Origin of the sequence: Kitasatospora sp. SUK 42, from assembly GCF_015776785.2 — a bacterium.
In the GTDB taxonomy this organism is placed as follows: domain Bacteria; phylum Actinomycetota; class Actinomycetes; order Streptomycetales; family Streptomycetaceae; genus Kitasatospora.
The window spans coordinates 682,179-705,953 of record NZ_LFMD02000003.1 but is presented as its reverse complement, the minus strand read 5'-3'; the positions used below and the strand labels follow the sequence as shown (position 1 = coordinate 705,953).

The window sequence follows — 23,775 nt, the reverse complement described above, 5'->3', positions numbered from 1 at the left end:
AGGGCGGGCTTTGCCGCGTTTTTACGAAACGGACTCGTCTCGTATCGTATTGCCAGCTAATCTGATGCGGGGGGTTACGAGACGTCCACGACTCGCAAATGCCCGCCAGTGACACACCACCACGGACGGGAAGACCAATGACCACCGCAGCCGCGCCACCTCGCGTGCCGGAAGCCATCCACCGCCGGCGCTGGGCGATCCTGTGCACCCTGGTGCTCGCCCTGCTCGTCGTCGTGCTCGACAACTCGATCCTCAACGTCGCGATGAAGACCATCGCGACCCCCGCCCCGGTCGGACTGGGCGCCACCCAGAGCGACCTGGAGTGGGCGATCAACTCCTACACCCTGGTCTTCGCCGGGCTGCTCTTCACCTCGGGCCTGCTCGGCGACCGCTTCGGCCGCAAGCGGGCGCTGCTGGGCGGCATGGTGGTCTTCGGCATCGCCTCGCTGCTCTCCGCGATGGCCTCCTCGCCCGGTGAACTCATCGGCTACCGCGCCGTGATGGGCATCGGCGGCGCGCTCGCGATGCCCGCCACGCTGGCGATCATCATGAACGTCTTCGAGCGCTCCGAGCAGCCCAAGGCGATCGGCATCTGGGCCGGCGCGGTCGGCCTGGCCATCGCCATCGGCCCGATCACCGGCGGCCTGCTGATCGAGCACTTCTGGTGGGGCTCGGTCTTCCTGGTCAACGTCCCGATCGTGATCGTCGCGCTGGTCCTGATGGTGGTGCTGGTCCCCGAGTCCAGGGACCCCAACCCGGGGAAGATGGACCCGGTCGGCGTACTGCTGTCGATCATCGGCCTGGTCGCACTGATCTACGGCATCATCAAGGGCGGCGAGCTGGCCGACTTCACCGCGTTCGAGGCCTGGGGGCCGACCCTGCTGGGCGTCCTGGCGCTGGTCGCCTTCGTCTGGTTCGAGCGCCGTACGCCCTCTCCCGCGCTGGACGTCACCTGGTTCCGCAACCGGGTGTTCAGCGCCTCCGTGGTGGTGGTCGGCGTGATCTTCTTCGCGCTGATGGGCGTCTCCTTCTTCGGCGTCTTCTACACCCAGAGCGTGCGCGGCTACAGCGCGCTCCAGGCCGGTGTGCTGATGCTGCCGCTGGCCGCCGCCCAGCTGCTGTTCGCGCCGCGGGCCCGGCTGGTGGTCGACCGCCTGGGCGTCGCCGCCACCGCCGCGGGCGGCATGGTGCTGGTCGCGATCGGCTTCGTCGGCTACATCGTGCTCGACGCCACCACGCCGATCTGGGTGCTGGTGGTGCTCGGCCTGGTGATGGGCAGCGGCATGGCCCACGTCATGCCGCCGGTCACCGTCGCGATCATGGGCTCGCTGCCCCGCGAGAAGGCCGGCGCCGGCTCGGCCGTCAACAACACCTTCCGCCAGGTCGGCGGCTCGCTCGGGGTCGCGGTGCTCGGCGCGGTGCTCTCCACCGTGTACCGCGACGGCATGTCCGACACCCTCGACCACCTGCCCGAGGGGCTGCGCGGCAAGGCCGGCGAGTCCCTGGAGGCCACCCTGGCCATCGCCGGCCGGATCCCCGGCGGCCAGGCGCTGGTCGCCCCCGCGAACGACTCCTTCCTCCACGCCATGCACGTGGTGGCCGGGATCTCGGTGGGCGTCTCGCTGATCGGCGCCCTCGTCGCCTGGTTCCTGCTGCCGCGCCGCGCCGCGGCCCCGGGCGGCCCGGCCGGGCAGGCCCCCGAGCCGCAGGACCGGACCCGGGAGACGGCGGTCGCCGAGGCCTGAGCGTCGTCGAGGCCCGAGCCGCGGCCGAACCACGGCCGAGTCGCGGCCGGGCCGTACCGCGGCTGAGTGACAATGGCCCTGTCACCCGGGTGGGCCCGGGTGGCAGGGCCTCGGTCCGAAGCGGGGCCCCACCCCCGCCGCGGACTCACCGACGGACACGCCCCGGCGCTCACGCCGGGGGCAGCGAGGGAGAGACAGCGGGGATGAAGACGGACACGCCGACCGCCGAGACCGGGCAGCACGGCACGGCGGTACGCCGGGGCCGACCCCGCAGCGAGGCCGCCGAGCAGGCCATCTTCACCGCCGTCGAGGACCTGATGGCCGACGGCAACACGCTGTCCGAGCTCACCATCGAGGGCATCGCCACCGCCGCCGGCGTCGGCAAGGCCACCATCTACCGGCGCTGGCCCAACAAGGAGGCCCTGCTCGTCGACGTGGTCGGCCGGCTGGAGGAGCCGGTGCCGGAGCCCACCGGCGGCGGCGCCCGCGAGGACCTGATCGCGATGGTCGACTACATCCGCCGGCGTGGCCTGGCCAAGCGCACCCGCTGGGTCCTCAAGGCCGCCCTCGGCCAGATGCACGGTCTGCCCGAGCTGCACGCCGCCTACCTGGAGAGGGTGGTCAAACCGCGCCGGGAGGTCGGGCTCCACCTGGTCCGCCAGGCCATCGCCGAGGGCGTGATCCGCGACGACCTCGACGTGGAGCTGCTCGGTGACCTGCTGATGGGCCCGATCCTCTACCGCAGCATCCTGTCGGACGACACCGACCTGGAGGATCCGGACCTCTCCCGCCGACTGGTCGACACCGTGCTCGACGGCGTCGCACCGCGCTGAGGCCCCTCCCACGGCCGGACGCTCCCGGACGCTCCCGGACGGGAGCGGGTCGATCGTGTCCGGACGTGTCCTGGCTCACCAAACCGGGCCACGCCGGAACCCGTTCCGGGGGCCGCACGTCTGTCCCGGCATAGGCTGAGCCGGATATCCGAGCAAACCGGCACCAGTCCGGCGCGGCGCCCGTACCCCAACGGGCCGGACACCGGACCGGCGGACGGCACGAGCGGCGGGAGCCACGGCATGGCACAGGCGGACAGGACCGAGTGGACCACCGACCGGTCCCGGGACACCTCGTCCGACCGCCGCCCCGTTCGCTTCCTCGGCCTGCGGCACTGGGGCCGCGACGCCCGTGGCAGCGGCCCCTGGCGGCGCGGCCTGCTGATCGCCCTGCTGGCCCTGCTCACCGCCGTGCTGCTGGCCTTCCACGCCGACCTGCCCAACGGCGTCGGCAACCTCGGCAGCCTGCTGGAGACCTTCCTGCCCTGGCTGGGCCTGGCCGTCCCGGTGCTGCTGGTGCCCGCGCTGCTGCGCCGCTCCGCCACCGCGCTGCTCGCCCTGCTGCTGCCCGCCGTGCTGTGGGCCAACCTGTTCGGCGGGCTGCTCACCGACAAGAGCGGCGGCAAGGGCGACTGGACGGTGGTCAGCCACAACGTCGCCGCCGCCAACACCGACGTGCAGGCCACCATCCGCGGCCTGATCGCCTCCGACGCCCAGATCGTCGCCCTCCAGGAGCTGGCCGGCAAGCAGCTGCGCTCGTACGAGAACGGCCTCGCCGGGGCGTACCCGTACCACACGGTGGAGGGGACGGTCGGCCTCTGGTCGAAGTACCCGATCGGCGAGGTCTCCCCGGTGGACCTGAAGATCGGCTGGACCAGGGCGTTCCGGGCCCAGGTCACCACCCCGCAGGGCCCGGTCGCGGTGTACGTCGCGCACCTGCCCTCCGTGCGGCTCAAGGCCGAGGGCGGCTTCACCGTCAACCAGCGGGACGTCAGCGCGCAGGCGCTCGGCGACGCGATCCAGGGCGAGCCGCTGAAGAAGGTCCTGCTGCTCGGCGACCTCAACGGCACCATGAACGACCGCAGCCTGGCGCCCGTCACCTCGCAGATGCGCTCGGCCCAGGGCGCCGCCGGGGACGGCTTCGGGTTCAGCTGGCCGGCGGCGTTCCCGATGGCGCGGATCGACCAGATCATGAGCAAGGGCGGGCTCGAACCGGTGGACTCCCGCACCCTGCCCCGGGACGGCAGCGACCACCTCGCGGTGGCCGCCGCCTACCGGTACTCGTCGTAGGGGTCCGTCTCCGGGACCGGCCGCCCCACCCCGGGGTCGGCCCGCCTCGGGATCAGCCCCGCCGCCACCGGTTGGTGATCGGCAGACGGCGGTCCCGGCCGAAGTTCTTGACCGAGATCTTCGGGCCCGGCGGGTACTGGCGCCGCTTGTACTCGGCGGTGTCGACCAGCCGGACCACCCGGTCCACCACGGCCGGGTCGAAGCCGGCCGCGACGATCGCGTCCCGGCCCTCGTCGCCCTCGATGTAGCGGGCCAGCACGCTGTCCAGCAGGTCGTAGTCGGGCAGCGAGTCGGTGTCCTTCTGGTCCGGCCGCAGCTCGGCGGACGGCGGCTTGGAGATGGTGTTCTCCGGGATCGGCGGCACCTCGCCGCGCCGCTCGGCCTCCTCGTTGCGCCAGCGGGCGAGGGGGAAGACCAGCGACTTGTAGACGTCCTTGATCGGGCCGTACGCGCCCACCGAGTCGCCGTACAGGGTCGAGTAGCCGACCGCCAGCTCGCTCTTGTTGCCGGGCGCGAGCACGATGTGCCCCTCCTGGTTGGAGATCGCCATCAGCAGGGTGCCGCGCAGCCGGGACTGGAGGTTCTCCTCGGCCAGGCCGGTCAGCTCGGTGGCGCCCATGTAGGCGTCGAACATCGGGGCGATGGAGACGGTCCGGAAGTGCAGGCCGGTGCGGCGGGCCAGCTCGGCCGCGTCGTCCCTGGAGTGCTGCGAGGAGTAGCGGCTGGGCATCGAGACGCAGTGCACGTTCTCCGCGCCGACCGCGTCCACCGCGATCGCGGCCACCAGCGCCGAGTCGATGCCGCCGGACAGGCCGATCAGCACCGAGCGGAAGCCGTTCTTGGCCACGTACGCCCGGGTGCCGGAGACCAGCGCGGCCCAGATCTCGGCCTCGTCGGACAGCCGCGGCGCGATCCCGGGGGCCGGCTCCCCGGCGGGCACGGCCCGCGGTTCGGTGCTCAGCACGGTGCGCACCAGGTGCAGGCCGTCGCTCAGCAGCAGGCCGTCGGTGTGGTCGTCACCGGCGGCCGGCAGGTCGAGGTCCATCACCAGCAGGTGCTCCTCGAACTGCGGGGAGCGGGCGAGGACCTCGCCGTCTGCGCCGACCACGATCGAGTCGCCGTCGAAGACCAGCTCGTCCTGGCCGCCGACCATGTTGACGTACGCCAGGGCGCAGCCCGCCTCGGCGGCGCGGCGCCGGACCAGCTCCAGCCGCTGGTCGTCCTTGTTCCGCTCGTACGGGGAGCCGTTGATCACCAGCAGCAGCCCGGCCTCGGCCTCGCGCGCGGCGGTGACCCGGCCGCCGTCCTGCCAGATGTCCTCGCAGATGGCCAGCGCGACGTCCACCCCGTGCAGCCGCAGCACCGGCAGCTGGTCGCCGGGGACGAACCAGCGGAACTCGTCGAAGACCCCGTAGTTGGGCAGGTGGTGCTTGGCGAAGCGGGTGACCACCTCGCCCCGGTGCAGCACGGCGGCGCAGTTCTGCGGCGACCCGGCCGGGCGGCCGAAGCGCGGCGAGGCCTGCTCGGAGCGCCCGAGGTAGCCCACCACCACCGGAACCTCGCCCAGCCCCTCGTCGGCCAGTCGGCCCGCCAGCTCGACCAGCGCCCCGCGGGAGGCCTCGACGAAGGAGCGCCGCAGGGCGAGGTCCTCGACCGGGTACCCGGTCAGGGCCATCTCGGGGAAGGCGACCAACTGGGCACCGGCTCCCACGGCCCGCGCGGTCCAGCGCACCACCTCATCGCTGTTGCGGGCGATGTCACCGACCCAGGGGTCGATCTGGCTCAGGGCGAGACGGAGATTGGGCATGGCTCACAGTGTAATCGTCGATCTGACGCGATGTCCCGTACGGGGGCCGGGAGCGGGGTCGGCACTGACGCGCCGCGCGGTGATCGGCCATGATGGGGTCAATCGCTTTACGGGGTCTTTCCGCGAGCCTCCAGGGCGTAACACGAGCGTAAAGAGCAGAGGTGAGACTGTCCCCATGGGCAAGCAGCAGCAGTTCGTGCTTCGGACGCTCGAAGAGCGTGACATCCGGTTCGTCCGGCTGTGGTTCACCGACGTGCTGGGGTTCCTGAAGTCGGTCGCGGTGGCGCCGGCCGAGCTGGAGCAGGCGTTCGAGGAGGGCATCGGCTTCGACGGGTCGGCGATCGAGGGCTTCGCCCGGGTCTACGAGTCCGACATGATCGCCAAGCCGGACCCGACCACCTTCCAGATCCTGCCGTGGCGCTCGGAGATCCCCGGCACCGCCCGGATGTTCTGCGACATCCTGATGCCGGACGGCTCGCCCTCGTACGCCGACCCCCGGTTCGTGCTCAAGCGCACCCTGGAGAAGGCCTCGGAGCAGGGTTTCACCTTCTACACCCACCCCGAGATCGAGTTCTTCCTGCTGAAGAACCTGCCCGGCGACGGCACCCCGCCGATCCCCGCCGACCAGTCCGGCTACTTCGACCACACCCCGCGCGGGGTGGGCCACGACTTCCGCCGGCAGGCGATCACCATGCTGGAGTCGATGGGCATCTCGGTCGAGTTCTCGCACCACGAGGGCGCCCCCGGCCAGCAGGAGATCGACCTGCGCTACGCCGACGCGCTGTCCACCGCCGACAACATCATGACCTTCCGGCTGGTCATGAAGGAGGTCGCGCTGGAGCAGGGCGTGCACGCGAGCTTCATGCCCAAGCCCTTCTCCGAGCACCCCGGCAGCGGCATGCACACCCACGTCTCGCTGTTCGAGGGCGACCGCAACGCCTTCCACGAGTCCGGCGCCGAGTACCAGCTGTCCAAGGTCGGCCGCTCCTTCATCGCCGGCCTGCTGCGGCACGCCGCCGAGACCGCGGCCGTCACCAACCAGTGGGTGAACTCCTACAAGCGGATCTGGGGCGGCTCCCAGCGCACCGCCGGGGCCGGCGGTGAGGCCCCCTCGTACATCTGCTGGGGCCACAACAACCGCTCGGCGCTGATCCGGGTGCCGATGTACAAGCCGGGCAAGCAGGGCTCCACCCGGATCGAGGTCCGCTCCCTCGACACCGGCTGCAACCCCTACCTCGCCTACGCCGTCACCCTCGCGGCCGGCCTCAAGGGCATCGAGGAGGGCTACGAGCTCCCGCCCGGCGCCGACGACGACGTGTGGGCGCTGTCCGACTCCGAGCGCCGCGCCCTCGGCATCCAGCCGATGCCGCAGAACCTCGGCGAGGCCATCGACCTGATGCAGCGCAGCGAACTCGTCGCGGAGACGCTCGGGGAGCACGTGTTCGACTTCTTCCTCCGCAACAAGCGCCAGGAGTGGGAGAAGTACCGCTCCGAGGTCACCCCGTTCGAGCTGCGCGAGAACCTCCAGGTGCTCTGAGCTGCGGTTCGAACCCCCGGCCCCGCCGTCGCCCGATCGGGCGACGGCGGGGTCTCCGTTCGGGGGATCCCGCTGGGCCGCCCCCTGACGGCGGAATGTGAAGGATCCGCGACGAAGCGGTGCGCTTCGAGGGCGGTGGCCTCCCGCCGCGATCCGACCGGTCCATCCGCCGGTCACGCCCGGCACGGCGCCGCACGGGCGCGTAACCTGCTGGGGCGGACGGATGGAGGGGCCGATGGCGGTCGAGGAGCAGCGGGCCGGGGGCCGGATCAGCCGGCCGGAGATGCGGCTGGTCCGGCGCGGGTTCACCGACCCCGCGCAGGCGGTGCGGCTGCTGGAGGGCCCGGAGCTGGAGGGCCTGGCCGACGACCCGGTGCTGCTGGACGCGCTCGGCGCCACCGCCGACCCCGACCTCGCGCTGCTGGGCCTGGCCCGCCTGCTGGAGGCCGCCGACGAGGCCGACCGGCACACCCTGCGCGACACCCTCACCACCTCCAAGCCGCTGCGCGACCGGCTGCTCGGCGTGCTCGGCGTCTCCACCGCGCTCGGCGAGCACCTGGCCCGGCACCCGCACGACTGGCACGTGCTGGTCACCTTCGAACTGCGCGACATGCACCCCGGTCCGGAGGACTTCCGCCGCGCCCTCGCCGAGGGCGTCCGGGGCGGCGACCGGAACCCGGCGAACGCGCTGCGCGTCGCCTACCGCCGCTGCCTGCTGGCCATCGCCGCCCGCGACCTCACCGGCACCACCGACCTCGCCCAGACCGCCGCCGAACTCGCCGACCTGGCCGGCGCCACCCTCCAGACCGCCCTGGACCTCGCCGCCGAGCAGGACCAGGAGGCCGCCGCGGCCTGCCGGCTCGCGGTGATCGGCATGGGCAAGTGCGGCGGCCGCGAGCTCAACTACGTCTCGGACGTGGACGTCGTTTTCGTCGCCGAGCCGCGCGAGGGCGTGGGCGAGCAGGAGGCGCTCGCGGCCGCCACCCGACTGGCCGCCGCGCTCACCCGGCTCTGCGCGGACACCACCGGCGAGGGCACCATCTGGCCGGTGGACGCCAACCTGCGCCCCGAGGGCCGCAACGGCCCGCTGGTGCGCACCCTGGCCAGCCACCTCGCCTACTACCAGCGCTGGGCCAAGACCTGGGAGTTCCAGGCGCTGCTCAAGGCCCGCCCGGTGGCCGGGGACGCCGAACTCGGCGCCGCGTACCTGGAGGCGCTCGCCCCGATGGTCTGGCAGGCCGCGGCCCGGGAGAACTTCGTCGCCGACGTGCAGCAGATGCGCCGCCGGGTGATCGACTCCATCCCGGCCACCGAGCTGGACCGCCAGCTCAAGCTCGGCCCGGGCGGGCTGCGCGACGTCGAGTTCTCCGTCCAGCTGCTCCAGCTGGTGCACGGCCGCACCGACCCGGCGCTGCGCAGCGGCAACACCCTGGAGGCGCTGGCCGCGCTCTCCCGCGGCGGGTACGTCGGCCGGGCGGACGCCGCCTCGCTGGACGCCGCGTACCGCTTCCTGCGCTCGCTGGAGCACCGCATCCAGCTGCACCGGCTGCGCCGCACCCATCTGATGCCCACCGCCGAGGAGGACCTGCGCCGCCTCGCCCGCTCGCTCGCCTCGCTGATCAACGACGACACCCGCTCCGACCCGGTGGCCGCGCTGCAGCGCGAGTGGAAGCGGCACGCGGTGGAGGTCAGGCGGCTGCACGAGAAGTTGTTCTACCGCCCGCTGCTCGACGCCGTCGCCGAACTGCCGCCCGGTGCCGCCGGGCTGACCCCGGAGGCGGCCCGGGCCCGGCTGGAGGCGCTCGGCTACGCGGACCCGGCCGCGGCGCTGCGGCACATCAGCGCGCTCGCCTCCGGGGTGAGCCGCAAGGCGGCGATCCAGCGCACCCTGCTGCCGGTGCTGCTCGGCTGGTTCGCCGACTCGGCCGACCCGGACGCCGGGCTGCTCAACTTCCGCCTGGTCTCCGACGCGCTCGGCCGTACCCCCTGGTACCTGCGGCTGCTGCGGGACGAGAGCGCCGCCGCCGAGCAACTCGCCCGGGTGCTGTCGGCCGGCCGCCTCGCCCCCGACCTGCTGCTGCGCGCCCCCGAGGCGGTGGCGATGCTGGGCGACCCGCAGGGCCTGGTGCCGCGCGGCCGGGCGGCCCTCCAGTCGGAGATCCTGGCCGCCGTCCGCCGGGCCGGGTCCACTGCCGCCGCCGTGGCCTCCGCCCGCTCGGTGCGCCGCCGGGAGCTGTTCCGTACGGCCGCCGCGGACGTGCTGGGCCGGCTCGGGGAGACCCCGGGGGAGGCGCTGGACGTCGCGGGGGAGGCGTTGACCGCGCTCAACGCCGCCACCCTGCAGGGCGCGCTGAACGCCTGCGTCGCCGGCTGGGAGGCCGAGAACGGGGACCTGCCGACCCGGATCGCGGTGATCGCGATGGGCCGCTTCGGCGGCCACGAGCTGGGCTACGGCTCGGACGCGGACGTGCTCTTCGTCCACGAGCCGCTGCTCGGCTCGCTGGAGCAGGAGGCGGCCCGGGCCGCCCAGGCGGTCTGCCACCAGCTGCGGACCCTGCTGGGCGCGCCGTCCACCGAGCCGCCGCTGCTGGTCGACGCCGACCTGCGGCCGGAGGGGCGCAGCGGTCCGCTGGTGCGCAGCCTCGCCTCGTACGCGGCGTACTACCGGCGCTGGTCGCACGCCTGGGAGAGCCAGGCGCTGCTGCGGGCCGAGCCGGTGGCGGGGGACGAGGAACTGGGGGTGCGGTTCCGGGGGTTGATCGACCCGCTGCGCTACCCGGGCACCGGGGTGCCGGAGCGGGACCTGGTGGAGATCCGCCGGATCAAGGCGCGGATCGAGGCCGAGCGGCTGCCGCGCGGCGCCGACCCGACCACCCACACCAAGATCGGTCGGGGCGGGCTGGCGGACGTGGAGTGGACGGTGCAGCTGCTCCAGCTCCAGCACGGGCACGAGTTGCCGGCCCTGCGCACCACCCGGACCAGGCTCGCGCTGGCGGCCGCCGTCGAGGCCGGGCTGGTGGAGGCGGCGGACGCGGAGGTGCTGGATGCGGCCTGGGTGCTGGCCTCCCGGGTGCGGGCGGCGGTGATGCTGGTGCGCGGCCGGCCGGGGGACAGCTTCCCGGGGGAGGCCCGGGAGCTGGCGGGGGTGGCCCGCTACCTCGGGTACGGCGCCGGGCACAGCGGGGAGCTGGTGGACGACTACCGGCGCACCACCCGGCGGGCCCGGGTGGTGGTGGACCGGCTGTTCTACGGCGGCGGCTGACCGGCGTGCGAAGCCGACCGGTGCGCGAAGCCGATCGGTGCGCGAGGCCGACCGGCGTACGAAGAAGGGGCCCCGCAGGGGCCCCTCCCGTTTCCGCGTCAGCGCCGCCCGGCGGTGACCGCCGGTTCGCTCCACTGCTCGGGAACGGTGATCGGCTCGTCGCTCTTCTCCCGGTCGGGCACCCGGGGCAGCCGGTAGACCCACTCGTGGTAGAGCCAGCGGGCGGAGAGGAAGCCCACGGCGAGGCAGATCTCGCCGCCGATGGCGTCCATCCAGAAGTGGTTGGCGGTCGAGATGATGACCAGCAGGGTGGTCGCCGGGTACAGCAGGCCGAGCACCCGCACCCACGTCCGGCGGGCCAGGAAGAAGATCGCCAGTCCGCACCACATCGACCAGCCGATGTGCATCGAGGGCATCGCCGCGTACTGGTTGGAGACGTGCGCGGCGGGGCCGGAGGCCATCGAGCCCCAGGTGCCGTGGACCTTCACGGTGTCGATGAAGCCGCCGTCGGTCATCAGCCGCGGCGGGGCCAGCGGGAAGAAGTAGAAGCCGACGAGGGCGATCCCGGTGGTGACGAACAGCACGGTGCGGGCGGCGACGTAGCGGCCGGGGTGCCAGCGGTAGAGCCAGATCAGCACGCCGATGGTGATGACGAAGTGCAGCGTCGCGTAGTAGTAGTTCATCCCGGTGATGAGCCACCCGACGCCGTCCACGGCGTGGTTGATCGAACGCTCGACGGCGATGCCGAGGTGCTGCTCCAGGTCCCAGATCCAGCTCGCGTGCTTCTGGGCTATCGACGCCTGCTCCGGGACGGCGTTGCGCACGATCGAGTAGATCCAGTAGCTGATCCCGATGAGGGCGAGCTCGAACCAGATCCGCGGCCGGGCCGGTGAGCGGCGCTGGCCCCGGATGCGGTCGCGCAGGGCGGCGGTACGGGACTGGGCGGCACGGGTGGTTCCTTCGTGCAGGTGGACCGTGGGGGCCTTCGCTGCTTCGGAACCGCCACCGTGGGCCACGTCGGCGCGCCCGGCGACGCCTCGGTTGATCTCGGTCGGTTCCCCCATGGACGAGAAGTCTGCCAGACCGCTCGTAGCCGTCTGCTCATCCTCCGGAAGTGGATTCTTCACCGGCTGTCCCCCTTGAGGGGTAGGGGGCAGATCCCACCGGGGTAGGGGGTGCGATCGATTCTGGTGCTTACCGGTGGGACGGACATGCGTCCCATTGTCACGCTCGTCGTTCGAAGGGCGTAATCGGGGTGGCGGCAGCGGCCGGTGACCTGGATCTCCTTGCTACGAAAAGGTTTCTGCATCTTGCTGAAACATATTGCAGGCCGCTAGCTTCCTGGGAAATCGATCGCCCCTTCCCCCTAAGGGAGCCCTCAGTGGCCGATGCCCCGCTCCGCCTCCGACGGAGCAGCCTCCGACCCAGACCCGGCCGGACGGCCGTCCTGCTGGCCGCCGCGCTGACCGCCGCCACCCTCGGCGGCGCCCCCGCGGCCCTCGCCGCGGCCCCGCCCGCCCCGCCCTCGGACTCCGCGCTGGCGGCCACCGCCGGGCGGCACGACCTCACCCGCGAGCAGTTCTACTTCGTCCTGCCCGACCGCTTCGCCAACGGCGACACCTCCAACGACACCGGAGGCATCACCGGGGGGCGGCTGGAGAACGGCTTCGACCCGACCGACAAGGGCTTCTACCACGGCGGCGACCTGGCCGGGCTGATCCAGAAGCTCGACTACATCCAGAACCTCGGCACCACCGCGATCTGGATGGCTCCGATCTTCAGGAACAAGCCGGTGCAGGGCAGTGGTGCCGACGCCTCGGCGGGCTACCACGGGTACTGGATCACCGACTTCACCCAGGTCGACCCGCACTTCGGCACCAACGCGCAGCTCAAGGAGCTGATAGCCAAGGCGCACGCGCGCGGCATCAAGGTCTTCTTCGACGTCATCACCAACCACACCGCCGACGTCATCGACTACGCCGAGCAGCAGCACGGCTACCGCTCGACCGGTGCCTACCCGACGCTGGACGCCGACGGCAACCCCGTCGACGAGACCGCGATCGCCGACTCCGGGGCGCCCTGGCCGAAGATCACCAAGGACTCCTTCCCCTACACCCCGGTCTTCCGCACCCCCGCCGACGCCAAGGCCAAGAGCCCGTCCTGGCTCAACGACCCGGCGCTCTACCACAACCGGGGCGACTCGACCTTCGTCGGCGAGTCCGCCACCGAGGGCGACTTCAACGGGCTGGACGACCTCGACACCCAGAACCCGCGCGTGGTGAAGGGCTTCGAGCAGGTCTACCAGCAGTGGGTCAAGGACGCCGGCGTGGACGGCTTCCGGATCGACACCGTCAAGCACGTCAACATGGCGTTCTGGCAGCAGTGGGCGCCCGCGCTCAAGGACTTCGCGGCCAAGCAGGGCAACAAGCGGTTCTTCATGTTCGGCGAGGTCTACTCCGGCGACCCGGCCGTCACCTCGCCGTACGTCACGAAGGGCAGGCTCCAGGCCACGCTGGACTTCCCGTTCCAGGGCGCGGCCCGCTCCTACGTCTCCCAGGGCGGCTCGGCGAGGAACCTGGCCGACGTCTACGGCCAGGACTACCGCTACACCAGCGCCGACACCGACGCGTACGAGCTGCCGACCTTCCTCGGCAACCACGACATGGGCCGGTTCGGCTCCTTCCTGCTGGCCGACGACCCGGGCGCCGACGAGGCGACCCTGCTGAAGAAGGACCGGCTCGCCACCGAGCTCCAGTTCCTCACCCGCGGCCAGCCCGTCGTCTACTACGGCGACGAGCAGGGCTTCACCGGCGCGGGCGGCGACAAGGACGCCCGGCAGGACATGTTCGCCTCCAGGACGGCCTCGTACAACACCGACCGGGTGCTCGGCGGCCCCTCCGGCCCGGCCGACCGGTACGGGCAGGACGGCGGGCTCTACCGGGGCATCGCCGGGCTGGCCGGGCTGCGGCGGGACAACCCGGCACTGGCCGACGGCGCGCAGATCGAGCGGTACGCCGCCGACGGCGCGGGCGTCTACGCGTTCTCCCGGATCGACGCGGGGCAGCAGGTCGAGTACCTGGTGGCGGTCAACAACGCCGCCGAGGCGAAGACCGTCACGCTGGACACCTTCTCGGCCGGGATGGGCTTCGACCGGATCTACCCGACCGCGGGCGAGCGCGTCACCAGCGGCGCCGACCGCAGGGTGACCGTCACCGTGCCGGCGCTCTCCTCCGTCGTGCTCAGGGCGGACGGCAGGCTCGCGGCCGCCGGCGCGGCGCCGCAGCTCTCGGTGCAGCCGCCCGCGGACGGCTCCACCGGGCTGGTCACCATCGGCGCCAAGGTCGACGGCGGCGGCTTCGACCGGGTGAGCTTCGCCGCCCAGATCGGCAACGGGCCCTGGCAGACGCTGGGCACCGCCGACACCGGGAAGTACCTCGTCACCCAGGACCTCGGCGCCGTCGCCCCCGGCACGGTGGTGCGCTACAAGGCCGTCGTCCAGGACTCCGCCGGCCACCTGCGCTCCGCCACCGCGAGCTTCACCACCGGCACCCCGGCGCCCAAGCCGGTGCCCACCGCCGGCGCCCGCCCGTACGCCGTCGTCCACTACAACCGGCCGGACGGCGACTACGACGGCTGGAACCTCTACGCCTGGGGCGACCTCGCCGACGGCGAGGCCACCCAGTGGCCGGCCGGGCACGCCTTCACCGGGCGCGACGCGTACGGCGCCTTCGCGTACGTGAGGCTCAAGCCGGGCGCCTCCGACGTGGGCTTCATCGTGGAGAAGAACGGCGTCAAGGACGTGGACGCCGACCGGCACCTCGACGTCGGCGCCACCGGTGAGGTCTGGCTGAAGCAGGGCGACCCGGCCGTGCGCACGGCCGACCCGGGCCCGGCGAACACCCAGCCCGCGAACACCGCCGTCATCCACTACAACCGGGCCGACGGCGACTACGACGGCTGGGGCCTGCACGACTGGACCGGCGCCGCCGCCCCCACCGACTGGGGCAAGCCGCTGACACCGGTGCGCCGCGACGCCTTCGGCGCCGTCTTCGAGGTACCGCTCGCCCCCGGCGCGACCAGCCTCAGCTACATCCTGCACAAGGGCAACGACAAGGACCTGCCCACCGACCAGTCGCTGGACCTCTCCGTCAACGGCAGGGAGGTGTGGATCCTCGGCGGCCGCGAGGGCTACCTGCTGCCGCAGAACCCGGCCGCCTCCTCGCAGTTGGACCTCTCCGGCGCCAAGGCCCAGTGGATCGACGCGAGGACCGTCGTCGTCCCGGCGAACTACGGGGCCACCGACCAGGCCCTGGCCGGCGGCACCAGCGCCCAGCTGGTGTACGACCCCGAGGGCGGCATCCGCGCCGACAAGGGCGCGCTGACCAAGCCCGGCCGGTGGATCCGGCTCACCCCTGCCGGCGGGCTGACCGACGCGCAGAAGGCCAAGTACCCGCACCTGGCGGGCTACCGGGCCTTCACCGTGGACGCCCGGGACACCGCCCGCGTCCCGGCCGCGCTGCGCGGCCAACTGCTGTTCACCGAACACCTGCCCAGCGGTGCGGTGTCGGCCGCCACCGGCGTCCAGATCCCCGGCGTGCTGGACGACCTGTACGCCGGCCGGACCGGCAGGGTGGACTTCGGCCCGGCCTACTACGACGGCAAGGTCGCGCTCTCGCTGTGGGCGCCGACCGCACAGGACGTCTCCGTCCAGGTCTTCGACAGTGCCGCCGGGGGCACCCCGAGGACGCTGCCGCTGAAGCGGGACGACGAGACCGGGGTGTGGGAGGTCGTCCGCGACAAGCGGGAGCTGGACGGCAAGTACTACGTGTACCAGGTCAGGGTCTGGGCGCCCTCGGTGCAGCAACTGGTGGTCAACACCGTCACCGACCCGTACTCGGTGGCGCTGTCCGCCGACTCCCGGCGCAGCCTGGTCGCCGACCTGGACGCCAAGGAGCTCAAGCCCCAGGGCTGGGACGACCAGCCCCGTCCGAAGGCCGTCCCGCTCGCGCAGCAGCAGATCCAGGAACTGCACGTCCGGGACTTCTCGGTGGAGGACTCCACCGTCCCGGCCGCCGAGCGCGGCACCTACCTGGCGTTCACCGAGTCGAACTCGGCCGGGATGCAGCACCTCCGGGACCTCGCCAAGGCCGGGGTGACCACCGTCCACCTGCTGCCGACCTTCGACATCGCGTCCATCCCGAAGAACAGGGCCGACCAGAAGCTGCCGCCCTGCGACCTCAAGTCCCTTCCGGCGGACAGCCCCAAGCAGCAGGAGTGCGTGGCGGCCGTCGCCGCCGACGACGCCTACAACTGGGGCTACGACCCTCTGCACTACAACGTGCCCGAGGGCACGTACGCCACGGACTCCACCGGCACCGCGCGCACCGTGCAGTTCCGGCGGATGGTCCAGGCGATGCACGCGGCCGGGCTGCGGGTGGTGCTGGACGTGGTCTACAACCACACCGCCGCCAGCGGCCAGGCCGAGCACTCGGTGCTGGACCGGGTGGTACCCGGCTACTACCAGCGGCTGGACGCCAACGGCAAGGTGACGACGGACAGTTGCTGCGCCGACACGGCGCCCGAGCACGCCATGATGAACCGGCTGGTGGTCGACTCGGTGACGCTGTGGGCCCGGGAGTACCAGGTCGACGGCTTCCGCTTCGACCTGATGGGCCTGGACCCGAAGTCCACCATGCTGGACGTGCAGGCCGCGCTGCGGAAGATGACGCCCGCGTCGGACGGCGTGGACGGCAGGAACGTCCTCCTGTACGGCGAGGGCTGGAACTTCGGCGTCGTCGCGAACGACGCCCGGTTCGTGCAGGCCACCCAGCGGAACATGGCCGGCACCGGCATCGCCACCTTCGACGACCGGATCCGCGACGCCGCGCGCGGCGGCAACTTCATGCTGAACTCCGCGCCGCAGCAGGGCTTCGCCTCGGGCCTGTACACCGATCCCAACGGCTCGCCCGCGAACGGCGACCCGCAGGAGCAGAAGGCCCGACTGCTGCACCAGATGGACCAGATCAAGGTCGGGCTGACCGGCAACCTGGCCGGCTACTCCTTCACCGACAGCGCGGGGAAGGCCGTCACCGGGGAGCAGGTCGACTACAACGGCGCCCCGACCGGCTACGCGGCCAGGCCGGGCGAGGCGGTGGAGTACGTGGACGCCCACGACAACACCGACCTGTTCGACGCGCTCGCGTACAAGCTGCCGACCAGCACCGCGCCCGCCGACCGGGCCCGGATGCAGGCGCTCGGGCTGTCGCTGACCGCGCTCACCCAGGGCGCGGGCTTCGCCCAGGCCGGCAGCGACCTGCTGCGCTCCAAGTCGCTGGACTCCAACTCCTACGACTCGGGGGACTGGTTCAACGCCATCCACTGGGACGCCGCCCAGGGCAACGGCTGGGGCCGGGGCCTGCCGATGGCGAAGGACAACCAGGAGATGTGGCCGACCGCCCAGTCCCTGCTGGCCAACCCGAAGTTGACCGTGGGTGCGGCCGACATCCGGGCGACCACGGCGCAGTTCCAGGAGTTCCTGCGGATCAAGCGCTCCTCGCCGCTGTTCTCGCTGCCCACCCTGGCCGACGTCCAGCAGCGGCTCTCGTACCCGCTCTCCGGCACGCCCGGTGAGACGCCCGGGGTGATCACCCTGCACCTGGACGGCACCGGGCTCAAGGGGGCGGAGAAGGGCGTCACCGTGGTCTTCAACGCCACGCCCACCGCGCAGACGCAGACCGTGGCGGCCCTGCGGGGGACGAACCAGGCGCTGCACCCCGTCCAGGCGGGCGGGGTGGACCAGGTGGTGAAGCGGTCCGGCTTCGACGCCGCGACCGGGACGTTCACCGTGCCGGGCCGCACCGTGGCGGTGTTCGTCCAGGGCTGATTCCACGGCCTCGGCAACTCCCCGGCCCCGTACCGCCGTTGTGGCGGTGCGGGGCCCGGTTCCGCTTCGGCGGCGAATTGGCCGGAATCCGGTGGTGGCACGGCCGGAAGTGTGACGTGCCGTGCGGGCCGGGCGCTGCCCGCTACCCGGCGGTACGGGCGGCGGTCCTGAGCGCTGGTCAGTCACCTCCGGTAGTGATCGAACTTTGTCAGGACCATGAAAACCGTGTTCAAGACTTCGTCATGACGTAACACAACTGTCGAACCGTCCTGCATACGGTTTCGGTAATTAATCGGCCAATCGGTGGCATGCATCTGTCATTAACGGCGCGTTTGCTGCCACGATTCCTCCTGCTGCAGACGAGGGGACCCCACCCCCCGGTGCAGCCGGCTCAGCTCAGGTGCAGCGCGTCTCGACCCTGCAACGAACCCTGCAACGGCTTGTGAGCACCGCAAACCGCACCCCCGTCGCACCCGGCGGGGGCCCCCACTGCGCCGCGACCCCGCGGCCCAGGTTTCTCTCCACCGAGCGTGAACCCGCGCCGGTCGGAAAAGGAGTCCGCATGTCTCGTTACGCTCACGCCCGGAAGGCGGCGGTTGTCATGGCCGCCACCACCGCGCTGCTGGTCACCGGCATACCGGTGATCGCACAGGCGGCCTCCCCGGACGCGCCGGCCGCCGTCGCCACCCAGCAGGCCACCCGGGCCGCGCTGATCACCTCGGCCAACCAGCAGACCGCCTCCCTCGCCCAGGCGCTCAACCTGAGCGGCCAGGAGAAGCTGGTCACCAAGGACGTCGTCCAGGACGCCAACGGCGCCCGCCACCTGCGCTACGAGCGCACCTACGCCGGTCTCCCGGTGCTCGGCGGCGACCTGATCGTCCACCAGGACGCCAACGGCGCCACCAAGAGCGTGACCAAGGCCAGCGAGGCCGACCTCACGGGCGTCGAGACCGCCCCGGCCCTGGCCGCCCCGAAGGCGCAGGCCGCCGCGCTCGCCGCCGAGCAGGGCGCCGCCGTCGACACCGCCCCGCGCCTCGTCGTCTGGGCCGCCGCCGGCACCCCGAAGCTCGCCTGGGAGACGGTCGTCTCCGGCCGCGAGTCCGACGGCACCCCGAGCAAGCTGCACGTGGTCACCGACGCCAGGACCGGCGAGGTGCTCAGCAAGGCCGACGGCATCAAGCGCGGCACCGGCACCGGCGTCTTCGTCGGCACCGTCCCGCTGACCACCACCCAGAGCGGTTCGCAGTACCAGCTCAAGGACGCCACCCGCGGCGGCCAGTACACCACCGACATGGGCAACGGCACCTCCGGCAACGGGACCCTGTTCGCCAAGAGCTCCGACACCTGGGGCAACGGCCAGGTCAGCAACCGCGAGTCGGCCGCCGTCGACGCCCAGTACGGCGCGGCCGTCACCTGGGACTTCTACAAGAACACCTTCGGCCGCACCGGCATCAAGAACGACGGCGTCGGCGCGATGAGCCGGGTGCACTACGACACCGGCTACGTCAACGCGTTCTGGGACGACAGCTGCTTCTGCATGACCTACGGCGACGGGCAGAGCGACACCCACCCGCTCACCGAACTCGACGTCTCCGGCCACGAGATGAGCCACGGCGTCACCTCGGCCACCGCCAACCTGAACTACTCGGGCGAGTCCGGCGGCCTCAACGAGGCGACCTCCGACATCATGGGCACCGGCGTCGAGTTCTACGCCAACCTGCCCGCCAACCCGCCGAACTACCTGATCGGCGAGCTGATCAACATCAACGGCAACGGCACGCCGCTGCGCTACATGGACAAGCCCTCCAAGGACGGCACCTCGGCCGACTCCTGGTACTCGGGCGTCGGCAACCTGGACGTGCACTACTCGTCCGGTGTCGCCAACCACTTCTTCTACCTGCTGTCCGAGGGCAGCGGCGCGAAGACCATCAACGGCTTCAACTACAACAGCCCGACGGTCAACAGCATCACCGTCAGCGGCATCGGCCGGGACAAGGCGCTGCAGGTCTGGTACAAGGCGCTGACCACGTACATGACCTCCACCACCAACTACGCCGCCGCCCGCACCGCGACCCTGAACGCGGCGACCGACCTGTACGGCGCGAACAGCGCCGAGTACAACCAGGTCGCCACCGCCTGGGCCGCCGTCAACGTCGGCTCGCTGCCCAACCCGGGCGGCGTCACCGTCACCAGCCCGGGCAACCAGTCCACCGCGGTGGGCGGCGTGGTGAACCTGCAGATCAAGGCCTCGGGCGGCACCGCCCCGCTGACCTACTCGGCCACCGGCCTGCCGGCCGGCCTGGTCATCAACGCCAACACCGGCGCGATCACCGGCACCGCGACCACCGCGGGCACCTCCAACGTCACGGTCACGGTGAAGGACTCGGCCGGCAAGACCGGTTCGACCAGCTTCACCTGGGCGGTGAACGGCGGTGGCGGCGGCACCTGCACGCCGGCGCAGCTGCTGGGCAACCCGGGCTTCGAGACGGGTTCGGCGGCGCCGTGGACGACGAGCTCGGGCGTGATCGACAACAGCGCCTCGCAGGCGGCGCACGGCGGTTCGTGGAAGGCGTGGCTGAACGGCTACGGCACCACCCACACCGACACGCTGGCGCAGACGGTGACGATCCCGGCCGGGTGCAAGGCGACGCTGAGCTTCTGGCTGCACATCGACACCGCCGAGTCGGGCTCCACGGCGTACGACAAGCTGACCGTGTCGGTGAACGGCACCACGCTGAAGACCTACTCCAACGTGGACGCCGCGGCCGGCTACCAGCAGCGCACCTTCGACCTCTCGTCCTACGCGGGCCAGAGCGTCACCCTGAAGTTCACCGGGACCGAGGACGCCTCGCTCCAGACGAGCTTCGTGATCGACGACACCTCCATCCAGACCAGCTGAGGTCGTACCGGCCCTGAACGGCCGGTGAACCAGAACGACAGGTGAGGGGCCCGGCGGCTTCGGCTGCCGGGCCCTTGTCGTGTGCCGGCTCTCCGTGGGTGCTGGTCACGGTGGTGCTGAAGAAACGTGTCTCCGGGGCTCTTGACGACCCCTCCGGGCGGCCCTAGGTTCAGCGCTGCAAGTTTCCGGCAAGTTTCAGAAACTTCCTGCAGGCTTCACCTCCGGCTGCCCCACCCCAGCCACCCCCAGGAGACGACGTGGTCACCACCGCCCCCACCCGCCGACCCGCCCGCGCGGCCGGAGCGCTCGCCGCCTCGGCCGCGCTCGCGCTCTCGCTCGGCACCGCCCTCGGCACCCCCGCGGCCCAGGCCGCCCCGCCCGCGAACAACGGCAAGGACGTCACCGCCACCCTCTTCGAGTGGCGCTTCGACTCGGTCGCCCAGGCCTGCACCTCGACCCTCGGCCCGAAGGGCTACGGCTTCGTCGAGGTCTCGCCGCCCCAGGAGCACATCCAGGGCCCGCAGTGGTGGACCTCCTACCAGCCGGTGAGCTACCAGATCGCCGGGAGGCTCGGCGACCGCACCGCCTTCCGGAACATGGTCAACGCCTGCCACGCGGCCGGGGTCAAGGTGATCGCCGACACCGTGGTCAACCACATGACGGCGGGCTCCGGCACCGGCACCGGCGGCACCGCCTACACCAAGTACGCCTACCCCGGCACGTACCAGAACCAGGACTTCCACAACTGCCGCCAGCCGATCAGCAACTACCAGGACCGCGGCAACGTGCAGAACTGCGAACTGGAGGGCCTGGCCGACCTGGACACCGGCAGCGCGTACGTCCAGACCACCATCGCGCACTACCTGGACGACCTCGCCTCGCTCGGCGTCGACGGCTACCGGATCGACGCCGCCAAGCACATCGCCGCCACCGAACTCGCCGCGATCAAGGCGAAGACGGCCAACCCCAACGCCTACTGGGTGCAGGAGGTCATCTACGGCGCCGGCGAGCCGATCCAGCCCTCCGAGTACACCGGCAACGGCGACGTCGACGAATTCCGGGTCGGCACCGACCTCAAGCGGATCTTCACCAGCGACAAGCTCGCCAGCCTCAGCGGCTGGGGCGCCTCCTGGGGCTACCTGCCGAGCGGCCAGGCACGCAGCTTCGTCGACAACTGGGACACCGAGCGCAACGGCTCCACCCTCAACTACACCTACGGCAACACCTACACGCTGGCCAACGTCTTCCTGCTGGCCTCGACGTACGGCTCGCCCAACGTCTACTCCGGCTACACCTTCACCAACCGGGACGACGGCCCGCCCAACGGCGGCACCGTCAACGCCTGCTACCAGGACGGGTGGAACTGCACCCACGCCTGGCGGCAGATCGCCAACATGGTCGGCTTCCGCAACGCCGTCGCCGGCACCGGTGTCACCGACTGGTGGTCCAACGGCAACAACGCGATCGCCTTCGGCCGCGGCAACAAGGGGTACGTCGCGATCAACCACGAGAGCGGCGCGCTGACCGGGACCTTCCAGACCGGGCTGCCGGCCGGCACCTACTGCGACGTCCAGCACGGCGACCCGCAGCCGGGCGGCGGCTGCACCGGCCCGACGTACCAGGTCGGCGCCAACGGGCAGTTCACCGCGACGGTCGGCGCGGGCGACGCCGTCGCGCTGTACGTCCAGCCCGGGACGAACGTCTCCGGCGCCTCCTTCAACGTCAACGCGACCACCGCGTACGGGCAGAACCTCTACGTGGTCGGAGACGTCCCGGCACTCGGCGGCTGGGACCCGGCCAAGGCGCTGCCGCTCTCCTCGGCCGGCTACCCGGTCTGGTCGCTCGCGCTCTCGCTGCCGGGCGGCACCGCCTTCCAGTACAAGTACCTGCGCAAGGACGCGAGCGGGGCGGTGACCTGGGAGTCCGGGGCCAACCGGACGGCGACCGCGCCCGCCTCGGGGAGCGTCACACTGAACGACACCTGGCGGCCGTAGCCGTTCCCCGCCGCTTCCCGTGGTTCCGCACCGCGCCCCCGTCGGCCCGAGCCGGCGGGGGCGCGGTGGGGAGCGGGAGTGCTGAGCCGATCGTTCCGGATGTGCGGGCCGCCGCCACCGGTCAAAGCGAGCGAAAACCGGACGACCCGGCAGGTCGGCGGCCGTGGTCCCCGCCGTCCGGCCCCCGCCGACCGGAGGGAGGAGTGAAGGGTTTTACCTGATCGCGAACAAACATTGGATTTCCGGTGGCCGCCGCGCAACCGGGGCGCCCCGGACCACGTCATAAGATCGCAGTAAGGTGCCTTTCCGCGAGGGGCGGAGCACCTCCACACCCGGGACCGCACAGCGCCGCGTCCCCGGGCCTGTCCGGCCCCACCGGGGGGTCGCCGCCCTGTCCCAGACGGACCGGGTGTGACATCGGTCGGAGTGTCCTCACCGTGCTTAGGCAGTCGTCCCGTTCCCGTGCCGTCCTGACCGGCGCAGCCGTGCTCACCCTGGCCGCCTCGCTCGCGGCCTGCGGCAGTTCCGGCGGCGGGAAGGGGGACGGCGCCTCGGCGAGCGGGAGCCCGGCCGCGACCGGCGCCGCGGGTGGCCAGACGGCCCCCGGCACGACGGCCCCCGGCACGCCCTCCGCCGAGGAGCAGCCCACCCCGGCCAACGGCAAGGTGCTGATGCCGACCGGCCCGGCCGCCAGCCTGGCCAAGGCCCGGGACACCGCCGCCGGGCCGATCATGATGACCACGGTGGCCGGCCCGAAGTCCGGGGTCTCCGGCAAGGTCTGGATCTGGCTGCCGCCCGAGTACAACGACCCCAAGTTCGCCAAGACCGGCTTCCCGGTGCTCACCCTCTACGCGGGCGGCCAGAGCAACGGCTACAACACCTGGACCGACAACCAGCTGCCGATCCAGGAGGAGGACCAGCGGCTGGTCAAGGAGGGCAAGGCCCACCCGTTCATCATGATCATGCCGGTGCAGAACTTCAACAGCGACGAGAAGAACGCGCTGGACTGCTCCGACATCCCGGGCCAGCCCAAGATGGGCACCTGGATGGCCGAGGACATCCCGGACTTCGTCCGCGCCAACTTCCGCACCCTGAAGGGCCGCGACGGCTGGGGCGTGATGGGCGCCTCCACCGGCGGCTTCTGCAGCGCCAAGCTCGCGCTGCAGCACCCGGAGGTCTACAAGGCCGCGGTGCCGATCGACGGCTACTTCATCCCGGACTCGGGGCTGTGGAAGGGTCACGACGCCGAGAAGGCGGCCAACAATCCCAACCTGCTGGTCACCCAGGGCAAGGCCGACGTGAAGATGTACGTCACCGCGGGCGGCGCCAACGGCTACGAGAAGGACGTGGTCAAGAGCTGGGTGGCCAAGGCCGTCGCGCCGGTGTCCATCCAGTACTACGAGCAGCCCGGCGGCAAGCACCTGACCTCGGACTTCAAGAAGATGATCCCGGACACGCTGCAGTGGCTCACCGCGAACCTGGCGGGCCCCGCCTCCGACTGAGCCGACGGGGGCGCGGGGGTGGGCCC

The 23,775-nt window shown here is 71.9% G+C and carries 11 protein-coding genes; 9 read left to right on the top strand and 2 right to left on the bottom strand.

Translation table 11 applies throughout. The features are described 5' to 3' along the window. Positions 1–137 precede the first annotated feature (137 nt). The 3 genes from RZ50_RS12815 (at position 138) to RZ50_RS12805 (ending at position 3,865) form a co-directional block, all read left to right on the top strand. Positions 138–1,745, top strand: a complete 1,608-nt coding sequence (locus RZ50_RS12815; protein ID WP_196951942.1) for an MFS transporter — start codon at positions 138–140, stop codon at positions 1,743–1,745. A gap of 203 nt (positions 1,746–1,948) precedes the next feature. Further along, complete coding sequence (locus RZ50_RS12810; RefSeq protein WP_196951943.1) at positions 1,949–2,578, top strand: TetR/AcrR family transcriptional regulator; 630 nt, start codon at positions 1,949–1,951, stop codon at positions 2,576–2,578. A gap of 240 nt (positions 2,579–2,818) precedes the next feature. Continuing rightward, positions 2,819–3,865, top strand: coding sequence for an endonuclease/exonuclease/phosphatase family protein (locus tag RZ50_RS12805; protein WP_196951944.1), 1,047 nt, complete (start codon positions 2,819–2,821; stop codon positions 3,863–3,865). A 52-nt stretch (positions 3,866–3,917) separates the two neighbouring features. Here RZ50_RS12805 and RZ50_RS12800 read toward each other — a convergent pair whose 3' ends face one another. After that, positions 3,918–5,672, bottom strand: coding sequence for an NAD+ synthase (locus RZ50_RS12800; RefSeq protein ID WP_196951945.1), 1,755 nt, complete (start codon positions 5,670–5,672; stop codon positions 3,918–3,920). Positions 5,673–5,847: 175 nt separating this feature from the next. On the opposite strand from RZ50_RS12800, the gene RZ50_RS12795 reads away from it, so the two are divergent. Further along, positions 5,848–7,209, top strand: coding sequence for a glutamine synthetase family protein (locus tag RZ50_RS12795; RefSeq protein WP_196951946.1), 1,362 nt, complete (start codon positions 5,848–5,850; stop codon positions 7,207–7,209). A gap of 235 nt (positions 7,210–7,444) precedes the next feature. Beyond that, the gene (locus RZ50_RS12790) at positions 7,445–10,471 is read left to right on the top strand and encodes a bifunctional [glutamine synthetase] adenylyltransferase/[glutamine synthetase]-adenylyl-L-tyrosine phosphorylase (RefSeq protein ID WP_196951947.1); all 3,027 of its coding nucleotides are present in this window, start codon (positions 7,445–7,447) and stop codon (positions 10,469–10,471) included. Between the two features lie 98 nt (positions 10,472–10,569). Here RZ50_RS12790 and RZ50_RS12785 read toward each other — a convergent pair whose 3' ends face one another. After that, entirely contained in the window at positions 10,570–11,535 is a 966-nt protein-coding gene (locus RZ50_RS12785; protein WP_196951948.1) for a phosphatase PAP2 family protein, read from the bottom strand. 317 nt (positions 11,536–11,852) lie between these two features. Between RZ50_RS12785 and pulA the strand changes: the two genes are divergently transcribed. The 4 genes from pulA (at position 11,853) to RZ50_RS12765 (ending at position 23,749) form a co-directional block, all read left to right on the top strand. Continuing rightward, positions 11,853–17,354, top strand: a complete 5,502-nt coding sequence (gene pulA, locus RZ50_RS12780; protein ID WP_196951949.1) for a pullulanase-type alpha-1,6-glucosidase — start codon at positions 11,853–11,855, stop codon at positions 17,352–17,354. Between the two features lie 562 nt (positions 17,355–17,916). Continuing rightward, a complete protein-coding gene (locus RZ50_RS12775; RefSeq protein ID WP_217680517.1) occupies positions 17,917–20,253 on the top strand; it encodes a M4 family metallopeptidase in 2,337 nt (778 codons plus the stop codon). Between the two features lie 257 nt (positions 20,254–20,510). Then, complete coding sequence (locus tag RZ50_RS12770) at positions 20,511–22,247, top strand: carbohydrate-binding module family 20 domain-containing protein (protein WP_196949953.1); 1,737 nt, start codon at positions 20,511–20,513, stop codon at positions 22,245–22,247. Positions 22,248–22,684: 437 nt separating this feature from the next. Next, positions 22,685–23,749, top strand: a complete 1,065-nt coding sequence (locus tag RZ50_RS12765) for an alpha/beta hydrolase-fold protein (protein ID WP_308271610.1) — start codon at positions 22,685–22,687, stop codon at positions 23,747–23,749. The last annotated feature ends 26 nt before the right edge of the window (positions 23,750–23,775 follow it).